Annotated in this window: 19 protein-coding genes; 10 read left to right on the top strand and 9 right to left on the bottom strand. The window is 64.7% G+C overall.

Annotated elements, in window-relative coordinates:
* Nucleotides 1–22: 22 nt before the first annotated feature.
* Complete coding sequence (locus DM806_RS10170) at nt 23–805, top strand: nucleotidyltransferase family protein (protein ID WP_179043114.1); 783 nt, start codon at nt 23–25, stop codon at nt 803–805.
* A 10-nt stretch (nt 806–815) separates the two neighbouring features.
* Here DM806_RS10170 and DM806_RS10165 read toward each other — a convergent pair whose 3' ends face one another.
* On the bottom strand, nt 816–2126 hold the full coding sequence (locus tag DM806_RS10165) for a lipopolysaccharide biosynthesis protein (protein ID WP_179043133.1): 1311 nt from the start codon (nt 2124–2126) through the stop codon (nt 816–818).
* A 121-nt stretch (nt 2127–2247) separates the two neighbouring features.
* On the opposite strand from DM806_RS10165, the gene DM806_RS10160 reads away from it, so the two are divergent.
* Entirely contained in the window at nt 2248–3018 is a 771-nt protein-coding gene (locus tag DM806_RS10160; protein WP_179043113.1) for a phosphocholine cytidylyltransferase family protein, read from the top strand.
* Nucleotides 3019–3446: 428 nt separating this feature from the next.
* Here DM806_RS10160 and DM806_RS10155 read toward each other — a convergent pair whose 3' ends face one another.
* The 3 genes from DM806_RS10155 to DM806_RS10145 all read right to left on the bottom strand — a co-directional run bounded on the left by DM806_RS10155 (nt 3447) and on the right by DM806_RS10145 (nt 5382).
* Nucleotides 3447–4034 (bottom strand): hypothetical protein, encoded by a 588-nt coding sequence (locus tag DM806_RS10155; protein ID WP_179043112.1) that lies wholly within the window; start codon nt 4032–4034, stop codon nt 3447–3449.
* 124 nt (nt 4035–4158) lie between these two features.
* Complete coding sequence (locus tag DM806_RS10150; RefSeq protein ID WP_179043132.1) at nt 4159–4725, bottom strand: GNAT family N-acetyltransferase; 567 nt, start codon at nt 4723–4725, stop codon at nt 4159–4161.
* A 33-nt stretch (nt 4726–4758) separates the two neighbouring features.
* Entirely contained in the window at nt 4759–5382 is a 624-nt protein-coding gene (locus DM806_RS10145; protein ID WP_179043111.1) for a c-type cytochrome, read from the bottom strand.
* Nucleotides 5383–5555: 173 nt separating this feature from the next.
* Here DM806_RS10145 and DM806_RS10140 point away from each other — a divergent pair, with 173 nt between their 5' ends.
* From DM806_RS10140 to DM806_RS10110, 7 genes are all read left to right on the top strand, one after another.
* On the top strand, nt 5556–6446 hold the full coding sequence (locus DM806_RS10140; protein ID WP_179043110.1) for a prephenate dehydratase: 891 nt from the start codon (nt 5556–5558) through the stop codon (nt 6444–6446).
* A 52-nt stretch (nt 6447–6498) separates the two neighbouring features.
* Entirely contained in the window at nt 6499–7227 is a 729-nt protein-coding gene (locus DM806_RS10135) for a sterol desaturase family protein (RefSeq protein WP_179043109.1), read from the top strand.
* A gap of 38 nt (nt 7228–7265) precedes the next feature.
* Nucleotides 7266–7670 carry a DUF2141 domain-containing protein gene (locus DM806_RS10130; protein ID WP_179043131.1) on the top strand — a complete coding sequence of 135 codons (405 nt, stop codon included), beginning with the start codon at nt 7266–7268 and terminating at the stop codon, nt 7668–7670.
* 74 nt (nt 7671–7744) lie between these two features.
* Nucleotides 7745–8593 carry a MipA/OmpV family protein gene (locus tag DM806_RS10125; protein WP_256869210.1) on the top strand — a complete coding sequence of 283 codons (849 nt, stop codon included), beginning with the start codon at nt 7745–7747 and terminating at the stop codon, nt 8591–8593.
* A gap of 98 nt (nt 8594–8691) precedes the next feature.
* The gene (locus DM806_RS10120) at nt 8692–9603 is read left to right on the top strand and encodes a tetratricopeptide repeat protein (RefSeq protein WP_179043108.1); all 912 of its coding nucleotides are present in this window, start codon (nt 8692–8694) and stop codon (nt 9601–9603) included.
* A gap of 19 nt (nt 9604–9622) precedes the next feature.
* On the top strand, nt 9623–10255 hold the full coding sequence (locus DM806_RS10115) for an LON peptidase substrate-binding domain-containing protein (RefSeq protein WP_179043107.1): 633 nt from the start codon (nt 9623–9625) through the stop codon (nt 10253–10255).
* Complete coding sequence (locus DM806_RS10110; RefSeq protein ID WP_179043106.1) at nt 10252–10452, top strand: Trm112 family protein; 201 nt, start codon at nt 10252–10254, stop codon at nt 10450–10452. The genes DM806_RS10115 and DM806_RS10110 overlap by 4 nt, the downstream gene beginning before the upstream one ends.
* A gap of 84 nt (nt 10453–10536) precedes the next feature.
* On the opposite strand, the gene DM806_RS10105 is transcribed toward DM806_RS10110, so the two are convergent.
* From DM806_RS10105 to DM806_RS10090, 4 genes are all read right to left on the bottom strand, one after another.
* Nucleotides 10537–11403, bottom strand: coding sequence for an FAD:protein FMN transferase (locus tag DM806_RS10105; protein WP_179043105.1), 867 nt, complete (start codon nt 11401–11403; stop codon nt 10537–10539).
* Nucleotides 11404–11513: 110 nt separating this feature from the next.
* On the bottom strand, nt 11514–12398 hold the full coding sequence (locus DM806_RS10100) for a DUF4198 domain-containing protein (protein ID WP_179043104.1): 885 nt from the start codon (nt 12396–12398) through the stop codon (nt 11514–11516).
* 14 nt (nt 12399–12412) lie between these two features.
* Nucleotides 12413–12946 (bottom strand): DUF2271 domain-containing protein, encoded by a 534-nt coding sequence (locus tag DM806_RS10095; protein ID WP_179043103.1) that lies wholly within the window; start codon nt 12944–12946, stop codon nt 12413–12415.
* A 13-nt stretch (nt 12947–12959) separates the two neighbouring features.
* A complete protein-coding gene (locus DM806_RS10090; RefSeq protein WP_179043102.1) occupies nt 12960–13604 on the bottom strand; it encodes a PepSY-associated TM helix domain-containing protein in 645 nt (214 codons plus the stop codon).
* A 295-nt stretch (nt 13605–13899) separates the two neighbouring features.
* On the opposite strand from DM806_RS10090, the gene DM806_RS10085 reads away from it, so the two are divergent.
* Nucleotides 13900–14907 carry an MlaA family lipoprotein gene (locus tag DM806_RS10085; RefSeq protein WP_179043101.1) on the top strand — a complete coding sequence of 336 codons (1008 nt, stop codon included), beginning with the start codon at nt 13900–13902 and terminating at the stop codon, nt 14905–14907.
* A 154-nt stretch (nt 14908–15061) separates the two neighbouring features.
* On the opposite strand, the gene DM806_RS10080 is transcribed toward DM806_RS10085, so the two are convergent.
* Complete coding sequence (locus DM806_RS10080) at nt 15062–19726, bottom strand: NAD-glutamate dehydrogenase (RefSeq protein WP_179043100.1); 4665 nt, start codon at nt 19724–19726, stop codon at nt 15062–15064.
* Nucleotides 19727–19920: the final 194 nt, after the last annotated feature.

Raw genomic sequence — 19920 nt, 5'->3', positions numbered from 1 at the left:
CCCACTCCGCTAACGCGCGGCGATGACAGGTTCCGTTACCGCCATCCTGCTCGCAGGCGCGCGCCCCATTCCCGATCCGCTGGCCGTGGCCGCCGGCGTGCCCGTCAAACCGCTCGCGCCGGTCGGGGGCGAGCCGATGATCAACCGTCCGGCGCGGGCCTTGCTGGATCATCCCGCCATCGGTCAGATGGTCGTGCTGACCCAGCGGCCAGACGTCTTCGTCGCCGATCCCGCCACCGCCTGGCTCTCGACCCATCCGCGCGTGCGGTTCGAGACGGGCGGGCAGGGGATCGCCTCCTCGCTGCTGGCGCTGATGGAGCAGGGCGGCCTGCCTTTCCCGTTGCTGCTGACCACCGCCGACCATGTGCTGCTGGACCTGGCGATGCTGGACCAGTTCGTCGCCGAGGCGCAGGGCGCGGACATAGCCGTCGCCATGGTGGAGCGGGCGACGCTGCTGGCGCGCTATCCGGAATCGCGGCGGACATGGCTCAAGTTCCGCGATGGCTGGTGGTCGGGCGCGAACATCTTCTGGTTCGGCAGCGCGAAGGCGCGGCCGGTGATCGCGCTCTGGCAGGAGGTGGAGCAGGACCGGAAGAAGGGCTGGAAGATATTGTCCGCCTTTGGCCCCTTTGCGCTGATCGGGGCGCTGCTGCGCATCCTGACGCTGCGCGGCGGGATTGCGCGGATCGGCCGGCGTTTCGGGCTAACGGCGCGGCTGGTGGCGATGGACAGCCCGGAAGCCTGCATCGACGCCGACAAGCCGGCCGATGTCACCCTGATCGAATCGATTCTCGCCGGTAGCTAGATAATGCCCGTTAGATATTCGTCGCCATCGCCCGCCGGCTGGCAAGGCCCATCATCGCGAAGCCGGCCAGCGACGCGATGATGTTCGCCATCGCCGCGCCCCTGGTGCTGTAGAGCGGCAACAGGGCCGATTGCAGGCCAAGCAGCAGCAGCGTCGACACGAAGGTAATCCGCAACGACAGACCTGCCCGGTCGGTCGCCATCAGCAGCGGGCGATAGCTGACCCCGATCAGGTCGATGCAGGCAGCGACGCCCAGCATCAGCAGCAGCGGATAGGCGGGCAGGAATTCATGGCCCGCGATCAGCCCCAGCAAGGGATGGCCGATCGTCAGGATGAGGCCGATGATGACCGCGCCCGCCACCAGCGCCAGCCGGTTGGTGCGACGGAACAGGGCGCTCAAGGCTTCCTTGCCATGGCTGCTGGTGCGCGACAATTCGACGAAGATGCTGCGTGAGAGCAGGCTGCTGATCTTGGTCAGCGAATTGGCGAGCTGGTTGGCGAGGCGATAGAGGCCCGCGCCGGTCGGCCCGACGAATGCGCCCACGATCAGCACCGCCACTTGCTGCCCGATGGACGAGAGGCTGGTCTGCAGGTTGGTCGCGGTCAGGAAGCCGATGATGCCGGGATTTTCCGTGCGCGCGGCCAGCGCCCGGCCCGCGCGCCAATTGCCTATGCGGCCGCGCCCGACCTTCAGCGCCAGATACCAGTAGCTGATGGCGCAGAGCAGTTCGGAAAAGGCCCAGGCGATCAGGAAGCCGGTGATGCTGGGCAGGATCGCCAGCGCCACCGCCGCGCCGATCATGCGGCCCACCGGGATCATGGTTTCGGCGAAGGCGGCCGAATCGAAGCGGTCGAACAGGCGCAGCACCCCGGTGGGGCTGGACCGGATGGTGATCATCATCACCATGCAGAACAGCCAGACCTGCCAGCCCATGCCCGGTCCCAGCTCCAGCAGGTCGCCGAACAGCAGGATGATGGCCGCCGCGATCAGCCCGCCTGCCACAGCTGACGCCAGGTCGATCAGGATGCAGAATCGCAAGACCCGGTTCAGCGCATCGCCATTGCCGTTCGTCAGATGCGGCTGGCCGTAGCGCACCACGATCTGCCAGCTGTCGAAACTGACCAGTGTCTTGATGACGTTGGCGGCGCTCAGCACCAGCGCGAAGCGGCCGAAATCCTCGACCCCCAGCGTGCGGGTGACGATGGCGAGATAGGTGAGGCTCAATACCGCGCCCACGCCCTTGCCGCCCAGCAGCCAGCCGGTATTGGCCAGGATGCGGGCGAAACCGTCGCCTGCCGCTCCCGATCCGCGCTTGAACATCACTATGCTGCCGGCCTTTCGTTTCCGATGCCGGTGGTCCGGCGCGCGCCTATCTAGGCGTTGCGGCCGCCTGTTTGAAGTCGCCTTTTTTTCGGCCCAATTGCGTTTTAAAGCGCGCGCCATGACCATCAGCAAAGCCATCATCCTTTCGGCGGGCCAGGGTTCGCGCCTCCTGCCGCTGACCCGCGACATTCCCAAATGCATGATCGACTTCAACGGACGAAGCCTGATCAGCTGGCAGGTCGCGGCGCTGGTGGCCAATGGCGTGACCGACATCGTGGTCGTCACCGGCTTCCGGACCGAACGGGTGGAGGATCATGCGCTGCAACTCTATCGCGAAACCGGCGCGCGCATCCGCACCGTCTTCAACCCCTTCTTCCAGGTCGCCGATAATCTCGGCACCTGCTGGATCGTGCGGGAGGAGATGGATCGCGACTTCATCATCCTGAACGGCGACACCATCGTGTCGGACGAGATCGTCGCCAGGCTGGTGAACGGCGCGCAGGACGCCATTACCGTGACCGTCGATATCAAGGCGGACGGCGAATATGACGATGACGACATGAAGGTGCACCGCGACGCGACCGGCCGCCTCCATGCCATCGGTAAGCGGCTGCTGCCGCCCGACACCAACGCCGAATCGATCGGCATGCTGGCGTTCCGGGGCGAAGGCCCGGCGATCTTCCGTAACCAGATCGACCAGATGATGCGCACGCCCGAAGGCGTCGAGCGCTGGTATCTGCGCGCGATCGACATCATCGCCAAGGGCAACCGCGTCGGCACCGTGTCGATCGAGGGGCTGGACTGGCAGGAGGTCGATTTCCCCCAGGATGTCGAGGCGGCGAAGAAGCTGACCGCGAAATGGGTGGCAGAAGGCCGCTACGCGAAATAGGAAATTGCGGGCCTGATGCCCCACATGGTTTTCATCCGTTAACCCACATAGTGGAACTGTGCTGCATGGCGTGATCTGCGTCACGGCGATCAGCGCGCAGGCCTGCAATAGCCACGGCGACTCCTGATAAGAGAAAGGTCGCCCGTGGATCAAGAGCTTAGCGGCTATCGCCGGCCGATGTCGATTTTCGAAAAATGCCAGGTCGCGATCGTCTGTGGCGTCGGGATCGGACTGGTAATCGGGTTTCTGACCGAGTTTTTGACCTGAAAAGAGATGCGTTCGCGGGCGCAGCGGACGCGTTCAAGAACGGCCGGAATTATCGGGATGAGCGTATAGAGCGTTGACGAAGGCTGATTTCGACCATTTCTCGCCTTTCAGGTATCAACCGAATCCGCTGAGAAGCGGCCATGTACTCGGTGGCTGAATGATTATTTGATCTCGCCTGAACCGACGAACATGCTGATTGATGCCATCTTCATGCCATAGGTGCTGGCCCAATATCCCAATGATTGACCAGTTTCATAGTTCATAGGCAATTTTGACTGAGCAACGGCTGGCTCGAGAAATGAAATCATATCTGTCGTTAGCGTCAAATTCGGAGTTTTATCATTGATAATTTCTTCTATCAAAGTATAGAATAAGTTACTGAATTTATCAATGTCAGATTTTAAGAATATATCTTTGAATTTTTCAAATTTCTCTCTTGAGAAAGATATATTATTTTCGATTTGTAAAAGTTGAATTTTAGATGCGTAATAGATAAACGCTATTTTAGCTTGCCTATTGCTCCAAGATTGGTTCTTGGAGCATAGATTTGTCCTATTACACAGAATTGATGATACTTTTGACCCAAGTCCATCAGGACTTGGAGCCATTTTTGAGACGTTATCAATCGCCTCTTGTTCATGTTGATTGAAGTCACCGTCCATGCATTTCAAATCGCCTGCTGCAAAAGCAGTGGGAGCCGTGAATAGCGATAGATAAATACCGCACGCCAAAAAAAATGAACGGATCATTCAATGTCTCTTCGATTGTGTGTTGACTAGTTAACTAGCAGGCCCTGCTTGTCTGTGAAGCGACATTTTCAGCGGTAAGCTGCCCTTCCGCTTCCCACCCATTCCCGCCATTGTCGGTTTCGGCTCAGAGGCGCTTTGTCCAGAATTGCATCGGGTGCTGACTGTCGACCGTGTCTCCGGCATCCCGCCAGCTGAACTGGCTTACCAGCCCTTCGGTCGGGGTGAAGCCGCGCTTGCGCCAGAACGGGTCCAGCGGGCTGTAATCGGTCGGTCGGGCAGGATGGTCGGCCGGGCGGATGACGGCGCAAAAGCTGGCGAGGGGGAAGCCCAATGTGCGGGCCTTCGCTTCGCGCCGGTTGAAAAAGGCGTGGCCGATACCATGGCCGCGCCACCGCGGCAGGAGCACGGATTCGCCGAAATAATAGATGTCGCCGATGTCCATGCCGCGCTCCCGGAAGGGGGCGGCGAACTCGGCGGCATGGTCGGCCATAGGAGCGGCCGTGGCCGCGCCGACCAGCCTGTCCCCTGCAAAGGCGCCGACGATGATCGCGCCGGGGCTTTGGGCATAGGCGGACAGATAGTCGCGTTCATAGGCGCGTGTCCCCTCATAGAGATAGGGGAAGTCGCGAAACACGCGGATGCGCAGGTCGGCGAGCGAATCGAGGGCCGCGCCCAGCGCCGCGCCCGTCAGATCCTCGATCCGGACGGGCGCGGCGATCGCAGGTTACTCGGCTGCGTTGGCGGCGTTTTGGGCCGGGGCTTCCGCCGCATTGGCGGCATTGCCCGCTGCGGCGGCGTTGTCGCCAGCAGCGGCCGGCGCGGCGTCGGCGGCGGGCAGCGGCAGGTTCGACCCCTGGGTGTTGAGCCAGGCGATCAGGTTGGCGCGATCGGCCGGATTGCCAAGGCCGGCAAAGGTCATCTTGGTGCCCGGCGCAAATTCACGCGGGCTTTTCAGCCAATGGTCGAGCTGGTCGAAGGTCCATTCGCCGCCTTTGCTCTTGAGCGCTTCGGAGAAGGCGAACCCGCCCTTGCCCTGGCCGACGGCTTCGCCGACCGTGCCGTAGAGATTGGGACCGATGCCGTTGGCGCCGCCCTGGTTGACGGTGTGGCAAGCGGCGCATTTGGCGAACACCTTCTCGCCCGCCGCGACATCGGCGCTCGCCAGCAGGGTGTTGAGGCTGGGGCCAGTTTCGCCGCCTTCGCCCTCTGCTTCGACGCCTTCGATAGCATAGCCCATCTTCTCGGGCCGTTCGGAAGAATAATATTTCGAACTGACGATCGCACCGCCCAAGGCGATGATCCCCGCAAACAAAGCCCAGCCCGCCACGGTATTGAAACGATCGCCCATCTCGTTCGTCTTCCCTAAGATTTATGTTCTGGGGACTGTCAGACGCGCCCCCTCTTGTGCGTTGCCATAATGGGGGAGACGCGCAGGCGCAAGCCGGGTTCATCCCTATTGCCTTGGTGCGACACGGCAATGCTTGCGCGCAGGCCGCAGAAACCCTAAGCGCACGCGCGTCCATGGAAAATTATCCCGCTCCCGCCCGCGCCATCGTCGCGGACCTCGCCGCCAAGGCCGCGGCCGACCCTTCCCGTGCCGTCGCCTATCAGGGCGCGCCGGGGGCCAACTCGCATCTGGCAGCGCTCGGCTATGCCCCCGATTGCGTTCCCTTGCCCTGTTTCGCGTTCGAGGATGCGATCGATGCCGTGCGAAACGGGCAGGCGGCCCGCGCGATCATCCCGATCGAAAACAGCCTGCACGGACGCGTGGCGGACATGCATTTCCTGCTGCCCGAATCGGGCCTGTCGATCGTCGACGAATATTTCCTGCGCATCCGCCATTGCCTGATGGCGCCCGACACCGCGCCGGTGAAGAGCGCGATCAGCCATCCGCAGGCGCTGGGCCAGTGCCGCCATTATCTGCGCGAGCGCGGCATCCAGCCGGTCGCCTATGCCGACACGGCGGGCGCGGCGGCGCTGGTCGCGGAGACGAAGACGCCGGGCGAAGGGGCGATCGCGCCCTATCTGGCGGCGGAACTCTATGGTCTGCGGCTGGTGGCGGAAAATATCGAGGATAGCGACGACAATATGACGCGCTTCCTGGTGCTGGCGCGCGAACCGAAAATGCCCACGCCCCATGTCGGCCCGGTCATGACGACCTTCCTGTTCGAGGTGAAGAATATCCCCGCTGCCCTTTACAAGGCGATGGGCGGTTTCGCCACCAACGGCGTCAACATGACCAAGCTGGAAAGCTACCAGCGCGGGGCGAGCTTCGCCGCGACCGAGTTTTTCTGCGATATCGAGGGGATGCCAGGCGACCCGGCGGTCGACCGGGCGCTCGCCGAGCTGGAGTTCCACACCAAATGGGTGCGGCAGCTGGGCAGCTATCGCCAGGCGCGGCCTAGAACCTGATAACGGACGCGGCCTGCTTTCGCAGGAGTGTCAGGAAGGCTATAGCCGCGCCATGGTCGCAGCGATCCTTCTGTCCGCCCTGGCGATGAGCATTATCGTCGGCATGCGCTATCTGCTGGCGAGCGGGGGCTTTGCGCTGGCGACGCGGATCAGGCAACCGGGCCTCTACAAGGGGCTGGAACGGCAGATGGGGCGTGAGATCGGCTGGTCGCTGCTCTCCGCGCTCATCTATGGCATGCCGGCTGGCGTGGTCGCCTGGGGCTGGCAGGCGCGGGGCTGGACGCAGATCTATAGCGATCTGGACAGTCGGCCGCTCTGGTGGCTGCCGCTGTCGGTGTTGCTCTATCTCGTCGCGCATGACACATGGTTCTACTGGACCCATCGCGCGATGCATCGGCCACGGCTGTTTCGCATCGCTCATGCGGTCCATCATGCCAGCCGCCCGCCCACGGCCTGGGCGGCGATGAGCTTTCACCCCTGGGAAGCGCTGACCGGCGCGGTGGTGATTCCGGCGCTGGTGTTCCTGATCCCGATTCATGTCGGCGCGCTGGGACTGGTGCTGACGATCATGACCGTCATGGGGGTGAGCAATCATATGGGGTGGGAGATGTTCCCGCGCTGGATGGTGCGCGGGCCGCTGGGACAATGGCTGATCACCGCCAGCCATCATCAGCGGCATCATGATCATTACCGGTGCAATTACGGTCTTTATTTTCGATTCTGGGACAGGCTGTGCGGTACGGACAAGGGATTGGGCGATTTTGCGAAGGGGCAGGCGTGAAGCATAGCATATTGGCGCTGGCAGCGCTGGGATTGGCAATGCTGGGACTGACGGGCGCGGCGCCGGTGAGCCAGCCCCAGCCGCTCAGTATGGCGCTGGAGGGATTGCGATCGGCCAAGGGGCGGGTGCTGGTCTGCGTCACCCGGTCGCCCGATCATTTCCCCGATTGCAGCAAGGATCCCGACAAGCGCCATTTCACCGTGCCCGCGTCGGGTGGGCCGGTGCCGCTGGGACAACTCGCGCCGGGCAATTACGCCATCGCCATCATCCATGACGAAAATGCCAATGGCAGGCTGGACACCTTCGCCGGCATCCCGCGCGAAGGGGTGGGCTTTTCCCGCAATCCGGTGCTTCGATTCGGCGCGCCCAGTTTCAAGTCGGCCAGCTTCGTCGTGACGGGCGGGGCTGTCGAGCAGGACATCAGGCTCAAATATTTCCTCTGATGCCGGAGAGGGAACCTCTAAGCCACTCGAAACATTATCATCCCTGAACGTCTTTCCACGGACAGGGTTATTTCATGCCGTCTTTTCGTCGCCTTATGGGCGCGACAATCGTCGCGTCCATACCTTTCGCTGCGCCAGCCTTCGCGCAGGAGGAGGAACAGCATAGCAGTCTGACGGTCGGGCTGGGAGCGGCGGCGGTGCCCACCTATGAAGGGTCGGATGACTATCGCGTGCTGCCCCTGCCGCAGATTCGCGGCAAGGTGAAGGACCATAGTTTCTGGACGCGCGGTGCATCCATCTACGTCGATGCGATCGCCGATCCGGAAGGGTCGGGATGGGATTTTGAGCTGGGGCCGATGGCGACGGTCCGCTTCGATCGATCCAGCATCAAGAATATCAAGGATGATGCCGTCCGCGCGCTCGGCAAGCGCGACATCGCGGTCGAAGTGGGCGGTTTCGTCGGCATCGGCAGGACCGGCGTCATCACCAGCCAATATGACATGCTGTCCGCCCGCATCGCCGTGGCGAAAGATGTGGCGGGCGCGCATGACAGCTATGTGGTCACCCCCCAGATCGAATATATGACGCCGCTGTCGCGCACCGCCTTTGTCGGCATGGGCGTGTCGGCCGAATATGTCGGCAAGAAATATGGCCGCACCTATTTCGACATCAGCCCGGAGGAGGCGATCGCGAGCGGCCTGCCGGCCTATGACGCCGCCGGCCGCGGTTCGGGCTTCAAGCGCGTGTCGCTGAGCCTGGCGGGCGGCAAGTCGCTGTCGGGCGACCTGCGCAAGGGCTGGGCGCTGTTCGCCGCGGGCAGTTACTCGCGTCTGCTGGGGGATTATGCGGATTCGCCGATCGTCTCCATCGCCGGGTCGAAGAACCAGTGGGTCGGCGCCGTGGGCATCGGCTACACCTTCTGACCGGCCGGTCTTCCCGACTTGTTACGCGGGGGTGACGCCCCACATAAGGCGCTGTATGACGGCGTCCAAGTTGGATTGTGTAGGCAGGAGATTGAAGCGTGGCGACCCTGGGATTGAGCGAGACCGAAAAGGCGGCCGTGGAGGCATTTCGCCAGGATGTGGTCGAGCCTTCGCGCACGCAACTGGTGATCGTCGACTTCTGGGCCGAATGGTGCGGCCCGTGCAAGCAGCTAACCCCTGTGATCGAGAAGGTGTGCGCGGAATATGCTGCCAAGGGCGTGAAGCTGGTCAAGGTGAATGTGGACGAGAATGGCTTCATCGCCAGCCAGTTCCGCGTCCAGTCGATCCCGACCGTCTATGCCGTGTTCCAGGGCCAGCCGGTCGCGGACCTCAGCCAGGCGCGCACCGAGGGCCAGCTGAAGCAATATCTCGACCAGCTTCTCTCGCAGTTGCCGATCGAATCCGATGAGAAGGCGCTGAAGCAGGAAGTCGCGCCGCTGATCGCCATGGGCGAGGAAATGCTAGCCGGCGGCGAGTTCGAGCGCGCCCTGTCGGTCTTCACCCAGATTGCCGAAATGGCGCCCGACAATGCCGAAGTGGCGTCGGGTCAGGTCCGCGCGCTCGTTGCGCTCGGCCAGCTAGACGAGGCGGAGGCGGTGCTGGCCGTCTTGCCCGATGATGTGGCGAAGCATGTCGCGATCGACCAGGCGCGCGCCGCCATCGCGCTGGCGCGTGATACCAAGCCTGTGGCCGATCTGTCAGGCGTCGAAGCGAAAGTCGCGGCCAATCCCGACGATCATGAGGCACGGTTCGAGCTGGCCGGCGGCCTGATGGGCAATGGCGACCGCGATGGCGCGGCTGAGGCGCTGCTGGACATCGTGCGGCGCGACCGGGCGTGGAATGACGGCGCGGCCAAGGCGCAACTGCTCAAGATCTTCGAGGCGGTCGGCCTGGAAGATCCCTGGGTCGCGGCGCAGCGGCGCAAGCTGTCGCAGATCCTGTTTTCGTAACGACCATGCCGCAAAGGCCATGAACCGCGCGCGCATCTCGATCTTTCCTCTGGCCGGGGCATTGCTGTTGCCGGGCATGGAATTGCCGCTGCATATTTTCGAGCCGCGCTACCGTGCGCTGATCCACGACGCGATGGCGCGGGACCGGCGCATCGGCATGATCCAGCCGCGCGGGCAGGGGCCTTCCGGCGAAGCGCCTGCCGCGCCCGCGCTGTTCGACGTCGGGTGTCTGGGCCATGTCAGTCATATCGAGGCGCTGGAGGATGGCCGGTTCAACATCATCCTGACCGGCCTAGCTCGCTTTCGCGTCGTCCGCGAATTGCCGGTGTCGACCCAGTTCCGGCAGGTCGAGGCGGAAGTGGAGCAGGCGCCGCAGGAGGATGAGGTGCTGTCCGCCATCGAGCGCGCGGCGCTGGAGCAGGAATCGCGGCGCTTCGCCGACATGCTGGGCTATGTCGTCGACTGGACGGCGGTGTCGCGGCTCGACGACACGGCGCTGGTGAACGGCATCGCCCAGATCGCGCCCTTCGATCCGGCCGCCAAGCAGACGCTGCTGGAGGCGGACAGCCTGTCGGAACGATCGGAACGGGTCATCCAGTTGATGCAGATCGTCGGCCGGATCGAGCGCGATGGCGGGGCGACGATGCAATGAGCGGGGCAGTGCGGGAAATCAACGAGGCGAATCCGGTCGATCCCTGGCTGCTAGAAAAGCTGGCCTGCCCGGTGACGCGCACGCCGCTGCGCTGGGACGCGGCGCGCGGCGCGCTGCTGTCGGACGCGGCGGGCCTGGCCTTTCCGGTGCGCGACGGGGTGCCGGTGCTGGTTGTGCGGGAAGCCGTGGTGATCTGAGGCGGCGTTCGGCCAGTAACGGACCCTATTTCTCCCCTTCCTTCCAGGGAGGGGCTTATGTCTTTTAACCACCCCTTCCCGCCATCACCCCAACATCGCCGCCAATCGGGGGGTCATATATTCCTGTGCGCCGGTTTCCGTGCGCATCACCAGCCGCGCCGCGAGGTTGTGGCGGGTGGCGAGCGCCATGCCGCGGTCCGGTCCCATCACGGTGATCGCCGTCGCCCAGGCGTCGGCCAGCATGGCGCTGTCGTGCAGCACGGTGACGGACGCCACGCCTTCCGCGATCGGCGCGCCGGTCGCAGGATCGATGCTGTGGGAGAGGCGGGCGCCATCCTCCACGCGGAAGCGGCGATAGTCGCCCGACGTGGCAATGGCGAGGTTGCTGAGCGCGACCCGGAGCGTCGGCACGGTCAGGCTGGGCGGGGCTTCGACATCGACCCACCAGGGCTGGATATCGGGCTTGATTCCGTCGCCGCGCAGTTCGCCGCCAATCTCGACCAGGAAATTGGCGATGCTCAGTGCGCGCAATTCTTCCGCGACGGCATCGACCGCAAAGCCCTTTGCGATGCCGGAGAAATCGAGCGTAACATCGGCGAGGCGGCGGGCATGGCCGCGCTCGACTTCGATTCGGGTCCAGGGTGCGGCGATGGCATAGGGGGCAAGGGGCGTCGCGGCGGGGCCAAAGCCCCAGCGGTCGACCAGCCGGCCGATCGCCGGATCGAAAGCGCCGTTCGACAGCCGCGCCATGTCCAGCCCCGCACGCAGCACCGTCAGCAGATCCGCCGGCAGCGGCATCCATTCGCCCACGGGCGCGCGGTTGAAGCGGCTGATGGCGCTGTCCGGCTCCCAGTTGCTCATCTGATCGATGATGCGCGCCAGCACCGCCTCGATCGCCGCCGCGCAGCCTTCGGGAGGGGCAACGATCTGCGCCGACCAGCTGGTGCCCATGGTGGGGCCGCCATATGTGACAATAGCGCCCTGACGCTGCCGCCCGGCAAATTGCTCGGGCGACAGGTCGGGCGCTATCGCGATGCGGACAGCGGGAGGCCTGGCGTCGTTCAGGGCGCCAGCACTTCCAGCGTGGTGATGTAGGCGGCGCGGCGCTGCGGCGGGCCGGCGGGAGTCTCTGGACGCGGGGCCGGAGGGGCGCCTGCGCCCGCACCGCCTTCGCCACCCGGACCACCAGGGCCGCCTTCACGACCGCCGCCGATGCTGGCGTTCAGCCAGTACATGCCCGGCTGCGGCCACTTGACCGACGCCTTGCCATCCTTGTCGGTGGTGAGGTCGATCTGTCCCAGATTGTCGCGATAGCGGATGCCGCCGGGGATGACCGTGACCTTGAGCCCGGCGGCGGGCTTACCGTCGAGCAGGAACTGGAAGGTCGCCGCCTCGCCCGAAACGAGATCGTTCGGGTGGGTGACGGGAACCAGTTCGATGCCCTCGCCGGTCGGTTTGAAGACGGTTGTGGTGGGCGCGCCCAGCGTCACGAAAATCTCGTTGCGGTTGGACATTTCGGCGGTCTGCACGTCGGTCGCGCCGGCGGGGATGGCGGTGGCCAGCTTGTCCTTGGTGGTGCCGCGCGGCAGGCGCTCGCGCTTGCCGTTCAGCATGTAGCTGCCCATGATGCCGGTCGACACATTGGCGATGCGATAGGTGCCGGGCTTGGTCAGATGCACGTCGAAGGTCGAGCGATAGCGGCCCTTGGCGGCGTTCTCGATCTTGCCGGCGCTGCCATCAGGTTCGGTGACGGCGACATTGTCCGTCCCCATCGGGAAATGTTCGAAATAGAAGAGGTCGTTGGAAATGGCGGCGTCCACCGTCACCCAGCTTTCATTGCCCGACAGGGTGGTGGCGGACGGCAGCATCCATGCGCGATGCGCCTGCGCCGCGCCGGCGAGCGAGAGGGCGGCGATCGCGCCCGCGATCAGGAACTTGGCTTTCATGGTCTTTTCCCCTGTTACTTGGCGAAGCTGAGGGCGACGGCGCCCAATTCGGTACTGCCGGCGGCCTTCACGGTCGCGCCGGGCTTGGGCGGCCACGCGAAGGGCAGGCGGACGACTTCGCGACCGCCGACCTCGCGCGCGGCTTCGACCAGCAGCGTGTAGTTGCCCGGTGCGAGCTGGCCCAGCGGCCCCTTGCCGGCGGTGAAGGCGATCTTCTGTTCGCCCGGCGCGCGGGTCGCGCCGGTGACGCCGTCAGCCGGGAACTGCATCGCGCGGCCGGAAGCGCGCCACCACTGGCGCACGTCGCGCAGCCATTTGGTGCCCTCGCCATTCTTCATGTCATAGTCGTACCAGACCGACAGGCTGCGGGGGGCGGCGCCCTCCTTCTCGATCCAGATGGCGACATAGGGGCGGTGATATTCGGCGACCGACAGGCGCGGAATGGTGACGCTGACGTTCATCGTCTGGGCGCCGGCGGGCGCGGCGATGACGCCGGCTGCGCCGAGCGCGGCGGTGCCGGTCAGTGCCAGGCTGTGGCGGATCTGCATGGTTGGTCCCCCTTTAATGGATGAAGATGATGGCGAGGATCGCCGGGATGGCGAGGCCGGCCGCGACGATCGGCCAGGTGGTCGGGCGCTTCTTCGCGTGCAACTGGAGCAGCAGCAGGCCGGTGAGGGCGAAGAGGAAGCAGGCGATCGCGAAGATGTCGATGAACCATTTCCACGCGGTGCCGGCGTTGCGGCCCTTGTGCAGGTCGTTGAGATAGCTGACCCAGCCGCGGCTGGTGCTTTCGCTGGTCACGTCGCCGCTCGCCCGGTCGATGGCGACCCAGCCGTCGCCGCCGGGCCGGGGCAAGGCGAGATAGACTTCGTCGGCGGACCATTCTGCCTCGCCCGCGCCACTCTGGCCGATGGTCTTTTCGACCCAGGCAGCGACGGGGGCGGGCAGGGGCTTCTTGGCGTCAGGCTGGTCGTCGGGCGCGACCTGTTTCAGCAGGTCAGCGGGCAGGATGGCGCTTTTCTCCACTGTTTTGGGCGCGCCCTCGACATCGGCGGCATGGTTGAGCGTGATGCCGGTGAAGGCGAACAGCAGCAGGCCGATAAGGCTGATCGCCGAACTGACCCAATGCCAGGTGTGAAGCTGCTTCAGCCAGAAGGCCTTGGCGCTCTTCTTTTTCTGGGTCGGGATACGGGCGGTTCCGTGCATCGGTTAAGCGGCAAGTCCTGCGGGAAATAAGGCGGCCCGCATACCGCGAACGACTCGCAATTGCAAACGAGTCGCATGGCCAATTTTGTATCAAAATGTAAGCGACGCAGACCCTGTGCGATGGACGCCATTCCGGGGACGACGGGTTTCAGGGCGAAACTATTGACGGAAAGGGACATCCCAACTAGCCGCGGTGTTTGCCACATGTAATACGGGTTAAATATTACCGGGCGTGCGGCGTGGATCGGCCTGTTCTTTCAGGAGAGCGAGCAGCGGCCGTTGATAGGATAAAGACATGCTGTTGCCGGCCGTTGCTGCGGGAATGATGATGATGGGGGTGCAGGCAGAAGCCGACGCTCCGCAACTGGCCGTCGCGGCCGTGGCCGAAGCCGGGGCATTGCAGGACACGGCGCCAGCTGGCAGCGCGACGGATGCGCCCGCCCCGAATGTCGTCACGCCTCCGCCTGTCGTGCAGACCGTTCCGCCCGCTGCCAGCGGTGATGCGGCGCAGGACATCGTCGTCACCGGGGAAAAGGGCGCGCCCAAGGGCGATCCGCTGGAGCAGCTGAACGCCAAGAGCTTCGAGGCGGTCCAGTCGGTCGACAAGGCCGTGGTGGAGCCGGTGGCCAAGGCCTATAATAAGGGGCTGCCGCGCCCGGTGCGCAAAGGGTTGCGCAACTTCTTCTCCAATCTGGGCGAGCCGATCGTCGCGGCCGCCTATCTGCTCCAGTTCAAGCCGGGCAAGGCGTTCGAAACGGCGGGGCGCTTCGGCGTCAATACGACGCTGGGTTTCGTCGGCCTATTCGACGTCGCAAAGCGCAAGCCGTTCAACCTGCCCCATCGCAACAACGGTATCGCCAATACGCTGGGCTATTATGGCGTCGGGCCAGGGCCTTATATGTATCTGCCGATCGTTGGGCCGACCACGCTGCGCGACGTTATAGGCGATACCGCGGACAAGATGATCCTGCCCGCCGTCCTTGGCGGCAAGTTTTTCAAGCCCGAATATGTCATCCCCGCCACGATCCTCAATCAGCTGGGCGAGCGCGCCGCGTTCGACGAGACTATCCAGGCGATCCGCAAGGAAGATGACCCCTATACCGCCTATAAGACCATGTATCTGCGCCAGCGCAAGGCGGAGATCGAAGCGCTGCACGGCCGCGTGTCCGACGAGAAGTTCGTACCCATCTATGGCGACGATATCCGCACGCCGGGCAAGAAGGATGCGCCCAAGCTGGTGGTGCCTGATCCTTATGGCGATGATGTCGAGGATGAGCCGGCAACGGATACGCCGCTGCAATAAGATTTTACATCCGTTCGTTTCGAGCGAAGTCGAGAAACGCAGGCACAGCGTTATCCGCTTATCGACTTAGCTCGAAGCGAACGGTTCTTGGATTGGATAACGAAAAAGGGGCGCCATCCGCTTGGGATGGCGCCCCTTTTTCATGAGGTGACGATTAGCGTCCGAGCAGGCCGCGCGCTTGCCCGGCGATCTCGGCCAGCATCGCGACATTAGGCGTCGCGGCCGCCTTGGCGCGCTGGACCAGTGTGCGGAACTGGCGGACGCGCGCGCCCTTGGCCTTCAGCCATTCCTCGACATGGGTGGCGATGTCCTTGCCCTTGCCCTGCGCCAGGAAGTCGAGCCGGACCTGCTGCATGTCACGAGCGACGCCGGAGATGAGCAGTCGCTCCCACGGGTCGGTCGGTTCCATGCGCGCGGCGGTCGACTGGACCCAGTCGATACCGACGGCTTCGCCCAGATGGGTGAAGGCGCGGGTGAGGGCGATTTCGTCCACCCCGATGCGCGCGGCGAGCGCGGCGATGCCGACCGCGCCGTCCAGCTTGAACAGGCCGGCGGTGCGATGGGCGAGCGCTTCGGGCGCACCCAGGCCGAGCAAGCGGTCGGTCACGGCGTTGACGCGGCGCTGGGCTTCGCTGGTCAGCAGGTCATCGACCTGCGACGCCAGCTGACCCACGCCCACGGCCAGACGATCATGCCCCTGCGCGGGCAGCACGCCGGCGGGCAAGGCGCGGAGAATGTCCGCGATCTGCGCGCGCATGCCGCTGGCAATGTCGCTGAACAGGGCAAGGCGCGCGCCTTCGGACATGTCCGCCGCGTCGATATCGGCCCAGAGTGTGCCGATATCGTAGAGCCGTTCCGCGATCAGGAAGGCGCTGGCGAGGTCGGCGAGCGAGCAGCCTTCCTCTTCCGCCAGTTCGAACGGGTGGATGAGACCGAGGCGATTGACGATTCGGTTCGCGACCTTGGTGGCGATGATCTCCTTCTTCAGCGCATGGGCCGCGATCGCATCGGCTTCCTTCTTCTGCATCGCAGGCGGGAAGGCGGCGGCAAGTTCGGCCCCCATGGTCGCGTCGGTGGCGAGGTCGCCCTGTTCGATCGCATCCTGCAAGGCGAGCTTGGCGGTCGAGAGCAGCACGGCGAGTTCGGGGCGGGTCAGCCCCTGACCGTCCTGCCCGCGGCGCAGCAACTGGTCGTTGGCGGCCAGTCCTTCGACCTGGCGATCGAGGCGGCCGCTTTCCTCGAACGTCTCGATCAGGCGGACATAGGAGGCGAGGTCGGCCGCGCCACCGGCTTCGGCAATGGACAGGCCCAGCGCCTGGAGCCGGTTATCTTCCAGTACGATGTCGCCGACCGCATCGGTCATGCTTTCCAGCAGCTTGTTGCGCTGTTCGAAGGGCAGGCGGCCTTCCGCCATTTCCTTGTTGAGCGCGATCTTGATGTTGACCTCATTGTCCGAGCAGTCGACGCCCGCCGAATTGTCGATGAAGTCGGTGTTGATCCGCCCGCCATGCAGCGAGAAGGCGATACGGCCCGCCTGGGTGAAGCCCAGATTGGCGCCTTCGCCGACCACCTTGACACGCAGCTGTTCGGCATTGACGCGCAGGCGGTCGTTGGCCGGATCGCCGACATCGCCATGGCTCTGCGCGGCGGCCTTCACATAGGTGCCGATGCCACCGAACCAGAGCAGGTCGGCAGGCGCCTTCAGGATCGCGGAAATGAGCGCGGTCGGCTCCATTTCCTTGTCGGTGACGCCCAGGATGTCCTGCATTTCCGGCGTGAGCGCGATGCTCTTCAGGCTACGGGGGAAGACGCCGCCGCCCTTGGAAATGAGCGACTTGTCATAATCGTCCCAGCTCGACCGGGGAAGCTGGAACAGGCGGTTGCGTTCTTCCCAGCTCTTCGCCGGATCGGGCGCGGGATCGAAGAAGATGTGGCGATGGTCGAAGGCGGCGACCAGCCTGATCGCCTTGCTGAGCAGCATGCCGTTGCCGAACACGTCGCCCGACATGTCGCCGCAGCCCACGACCTGCACCGGCTCGCTCTGCACGTCGACGCCCATTTCGGCGAAATGACGCTGCACGGAAATCCACGCGCCGCGGGCGGTTATGCCCATCGCCTTGTGATCATAGCCGTTCGAACCGCCGCTGGCGAAGGCGTCGCCCAGCCAGAATTTGCGGTCGAGCGCGATGGCGTTGGCGACGTCGCTGAAGGTCGCGGTGCCCTTGTCGGCGGCGACCACGAAATAGGGGTCTTCGCCGTCATGGATGACGACCTGCGCCGGGTGCTTCACCTTGTCGTTGACGATATTGTCGGTGACGGACAGCAGCGCGCGGATGAAGATGCGGTAGCTTTCGGTGCCTTCCGCCAGCCAGGCGTCGCGGTCGATTTGCGGGTTGGGCAGTTGCTTGGGATAGAAGCCACCCTTCGCGCCGGTCGGCACGATGACGGCGTTCTTCACCCGCTGTGCCTTCATCAGGCCCAGGATTTCCGTGCGGAAATCGTCTCGCCGGTCGGACCAGCGCAGGCCGCCGCGTGCGACCGGACCGGCGCGCAGGTGGATGCCCTCGACACGGGGCGAGTAGACCCAGATTTCGCGCCAGGGGAGCGGGGCAGGGAGACCGGGGATCTGTGCGCTGTCCAGCTTGAAGGCGATGGCTTCGGCCGCTGCCTTGCTGAAGAAGTTGGTGCGCAGCGTGCCGACGATGACGGCGCGCAGCAGGCGCAGCACGCGATCCTCGTCGATGGCGGTGACATTTTCCAGACCGGCGTCGATCGCGGCCTGTGCATCGGCTATTCGATCATTGGCGCCGTCGCGGGCGGCGGGATCGTGCAGCGCCTCGAACAGGGTGACGAGGCTGGCGGCGACGGTCTGCGCGCGGCGCAGCGTGTCGGCGACGGTCGCCATGCCATAGGCCATGCCGGTCTGGCGCAGATAGCGATAGAGGGCGCGGAACAGCACGACCGAGCGCGGCGCAAGGCCCGCGGTGACGATCAGTTCGTTGAACCGGTCATTTTCAGCGCGACCTTCCAGCACCTGGGCGATCGCTTCGGTCACGACCTCGGCCCGGCTGACCACGGCGTCGGCATTGCCGCCGGCGGGCAGCTCCAGCACGAAACGCTGGACATGGCCGAGCGTGCCGCCGTCGACCGGCGTGGTCATTTCCTCGATCACGCGGAAGCCGAAATTCTCGAAGGCGGGGACGACTTCGGACAGGGCGACGGTGACATGGCTGTAAAGCTTGAGGCGCAGCCGCTCGGCGCAATCCTCCGCATTGCGGTAGATGCGGATCGATTTGTCGCCTTCGCCCGACAGGCAGTGGATCAGGCGGATATCGATCGCGGCTTCGGCCGGGCCGGCGCCGTTGCGATAGGCGAGCGGGAAGCCGGCGGCATAGCGCTGGGCGAGCGCGGCGGCGCGACCGCCTTCCTCGGTTTCGGCCAGCGCTTCCTCGACCGCGGGCACCCAGCCGCGCACCATCTGCTTGAGCTGATGGTCAAGCGCGGCATCATCGGGTACGACGCCGCCTTCCCGCAGGTCGAGCGTGATGCGCAGCAGCGCCAGGCCACCTTCCTCCAGCGCGATCGACCAGCTGAGCACGGGGCCGTTGGCCGCCTGCGACAGCATGTCCTGAATGGCGACGCGGCGCGCCGTCGACAGTTCGTCGCGCGGCAGCCAGACAAAGGCATAGAGATGGCGCGCCAGCGCGCTGGTTGCGAGCGCCAGCTTCGGACGCGGCCGGTCGCTGAGCGACATGAAGGTCAGCGACAGCCGCTCCAGCGTTTCGCGATCGAAGCCAATAGTGATGTCATGCGGCAGGGACGTCAGCGCATGCGCCAGCGTCTTGCCGGCGTGACCGGCCGGGTCGAAGCCGAACTTGTCCATCAGGGTCGACAGCGCCGACCGCAGCAGCGGCACCTTATCCGGCGTCGCCGCCAGGCCCGAACTGGTCCACATGCCCGCATGGATCGACAGCGCTTTGACGTCGCGGCCTTCGCGAATGGGTACGATGATGAGGTCGAGCAGCACCTGGCGATGCACGCGCGACAGGCGGCTCGACTTGATGATGAGGGGGACGCGCTTGCCCTCCTCGAACCAAGCGAACGAAGCCTCCAGCGATGCGGGCGCGATCAGCGGCTTGTCATGGCGGGTGCAGATACCCAGCTTCGCCTCGCTGCTGCCGTCGCGGCGCAGGATTTCATGTCCGATCTGGGTGAAGTGGCGAGCGAGGAACCAGCGCAGCAGGGCAGCGCCTTCCTCGTCGGGGACCGCGTCGGCGTCATTGCCCATGGCCGTCTGCATGGTGGCCCAGTCGGCGACTGCTGCGCGCACGTCGGCGAGCGTGTCTTCCAGCGCCTTTTCCAGCGCACGGCGCGCCTTTGCGTCGGCCCGGTCGGCCTCGATATAGATCATGGATTCGCGGCGTGCGCCGGGTGTATCGTCGTCCAGAATGGCCGACAGCGCACCGCCGCCGTCGCGGGCGATCGACAGCACCGGGTGCAGCAGACGATGGATGGTGATGTCTGCCGCCGACAGGGTGTTGGCAATGGAATCCACCAGGAACGGCATGTCGTCATTGACGAGCGCGATGCGCATGAAGCGCCCGGTTGCGCCTTCGCCCAGCGTTTCGATCGCGATCGCGGGCTGGCCGGGCTTGCGGCCATTGGCGGTACGGCCGAGGAAGGCGGCCGCTTCGGCAACTGCCGCCGTGTCAAATCCTTCCCGCTCACCGGGCAGGGCGCCGCGTGCCAGCGCCGCTTCCAGCGCCTCACGGATAAAAGTGTCGACTTCCTTGATCTTCGTCTCAGCCAGCGCCGTCATTCCGCTCACCTCTTTGCGCGGGTCGATCCCGCTTTTCTGTCAAAACGGAGGAGGCGCTGGATCGCCGCCATGCGACTCCTCTGCGTTGGAGCGCCTATATGCGCCCGTCTCATGAACGGCTCAAGACGAGAGTGAAATAAAATTTCCTAGATTTGAAATAAAATGATGCAGCGCACAACCGGCCTTCCGCACGG

The organism is Sphingobium lactosutens (genome assembly GCF_013393185.1).
Taxonomy (GTDB): Bacteria; Pseudomonadota; Alphaproteobacteria; order Sphingomonadales; family Sphingomonadaceae; genus Sphingobium; species Sphingobium lactosutens_A.
Note: the sequence above shows the minus strand (reverse complement) of the source record. Positions and strands in the feature narration are given on the sequence as shown.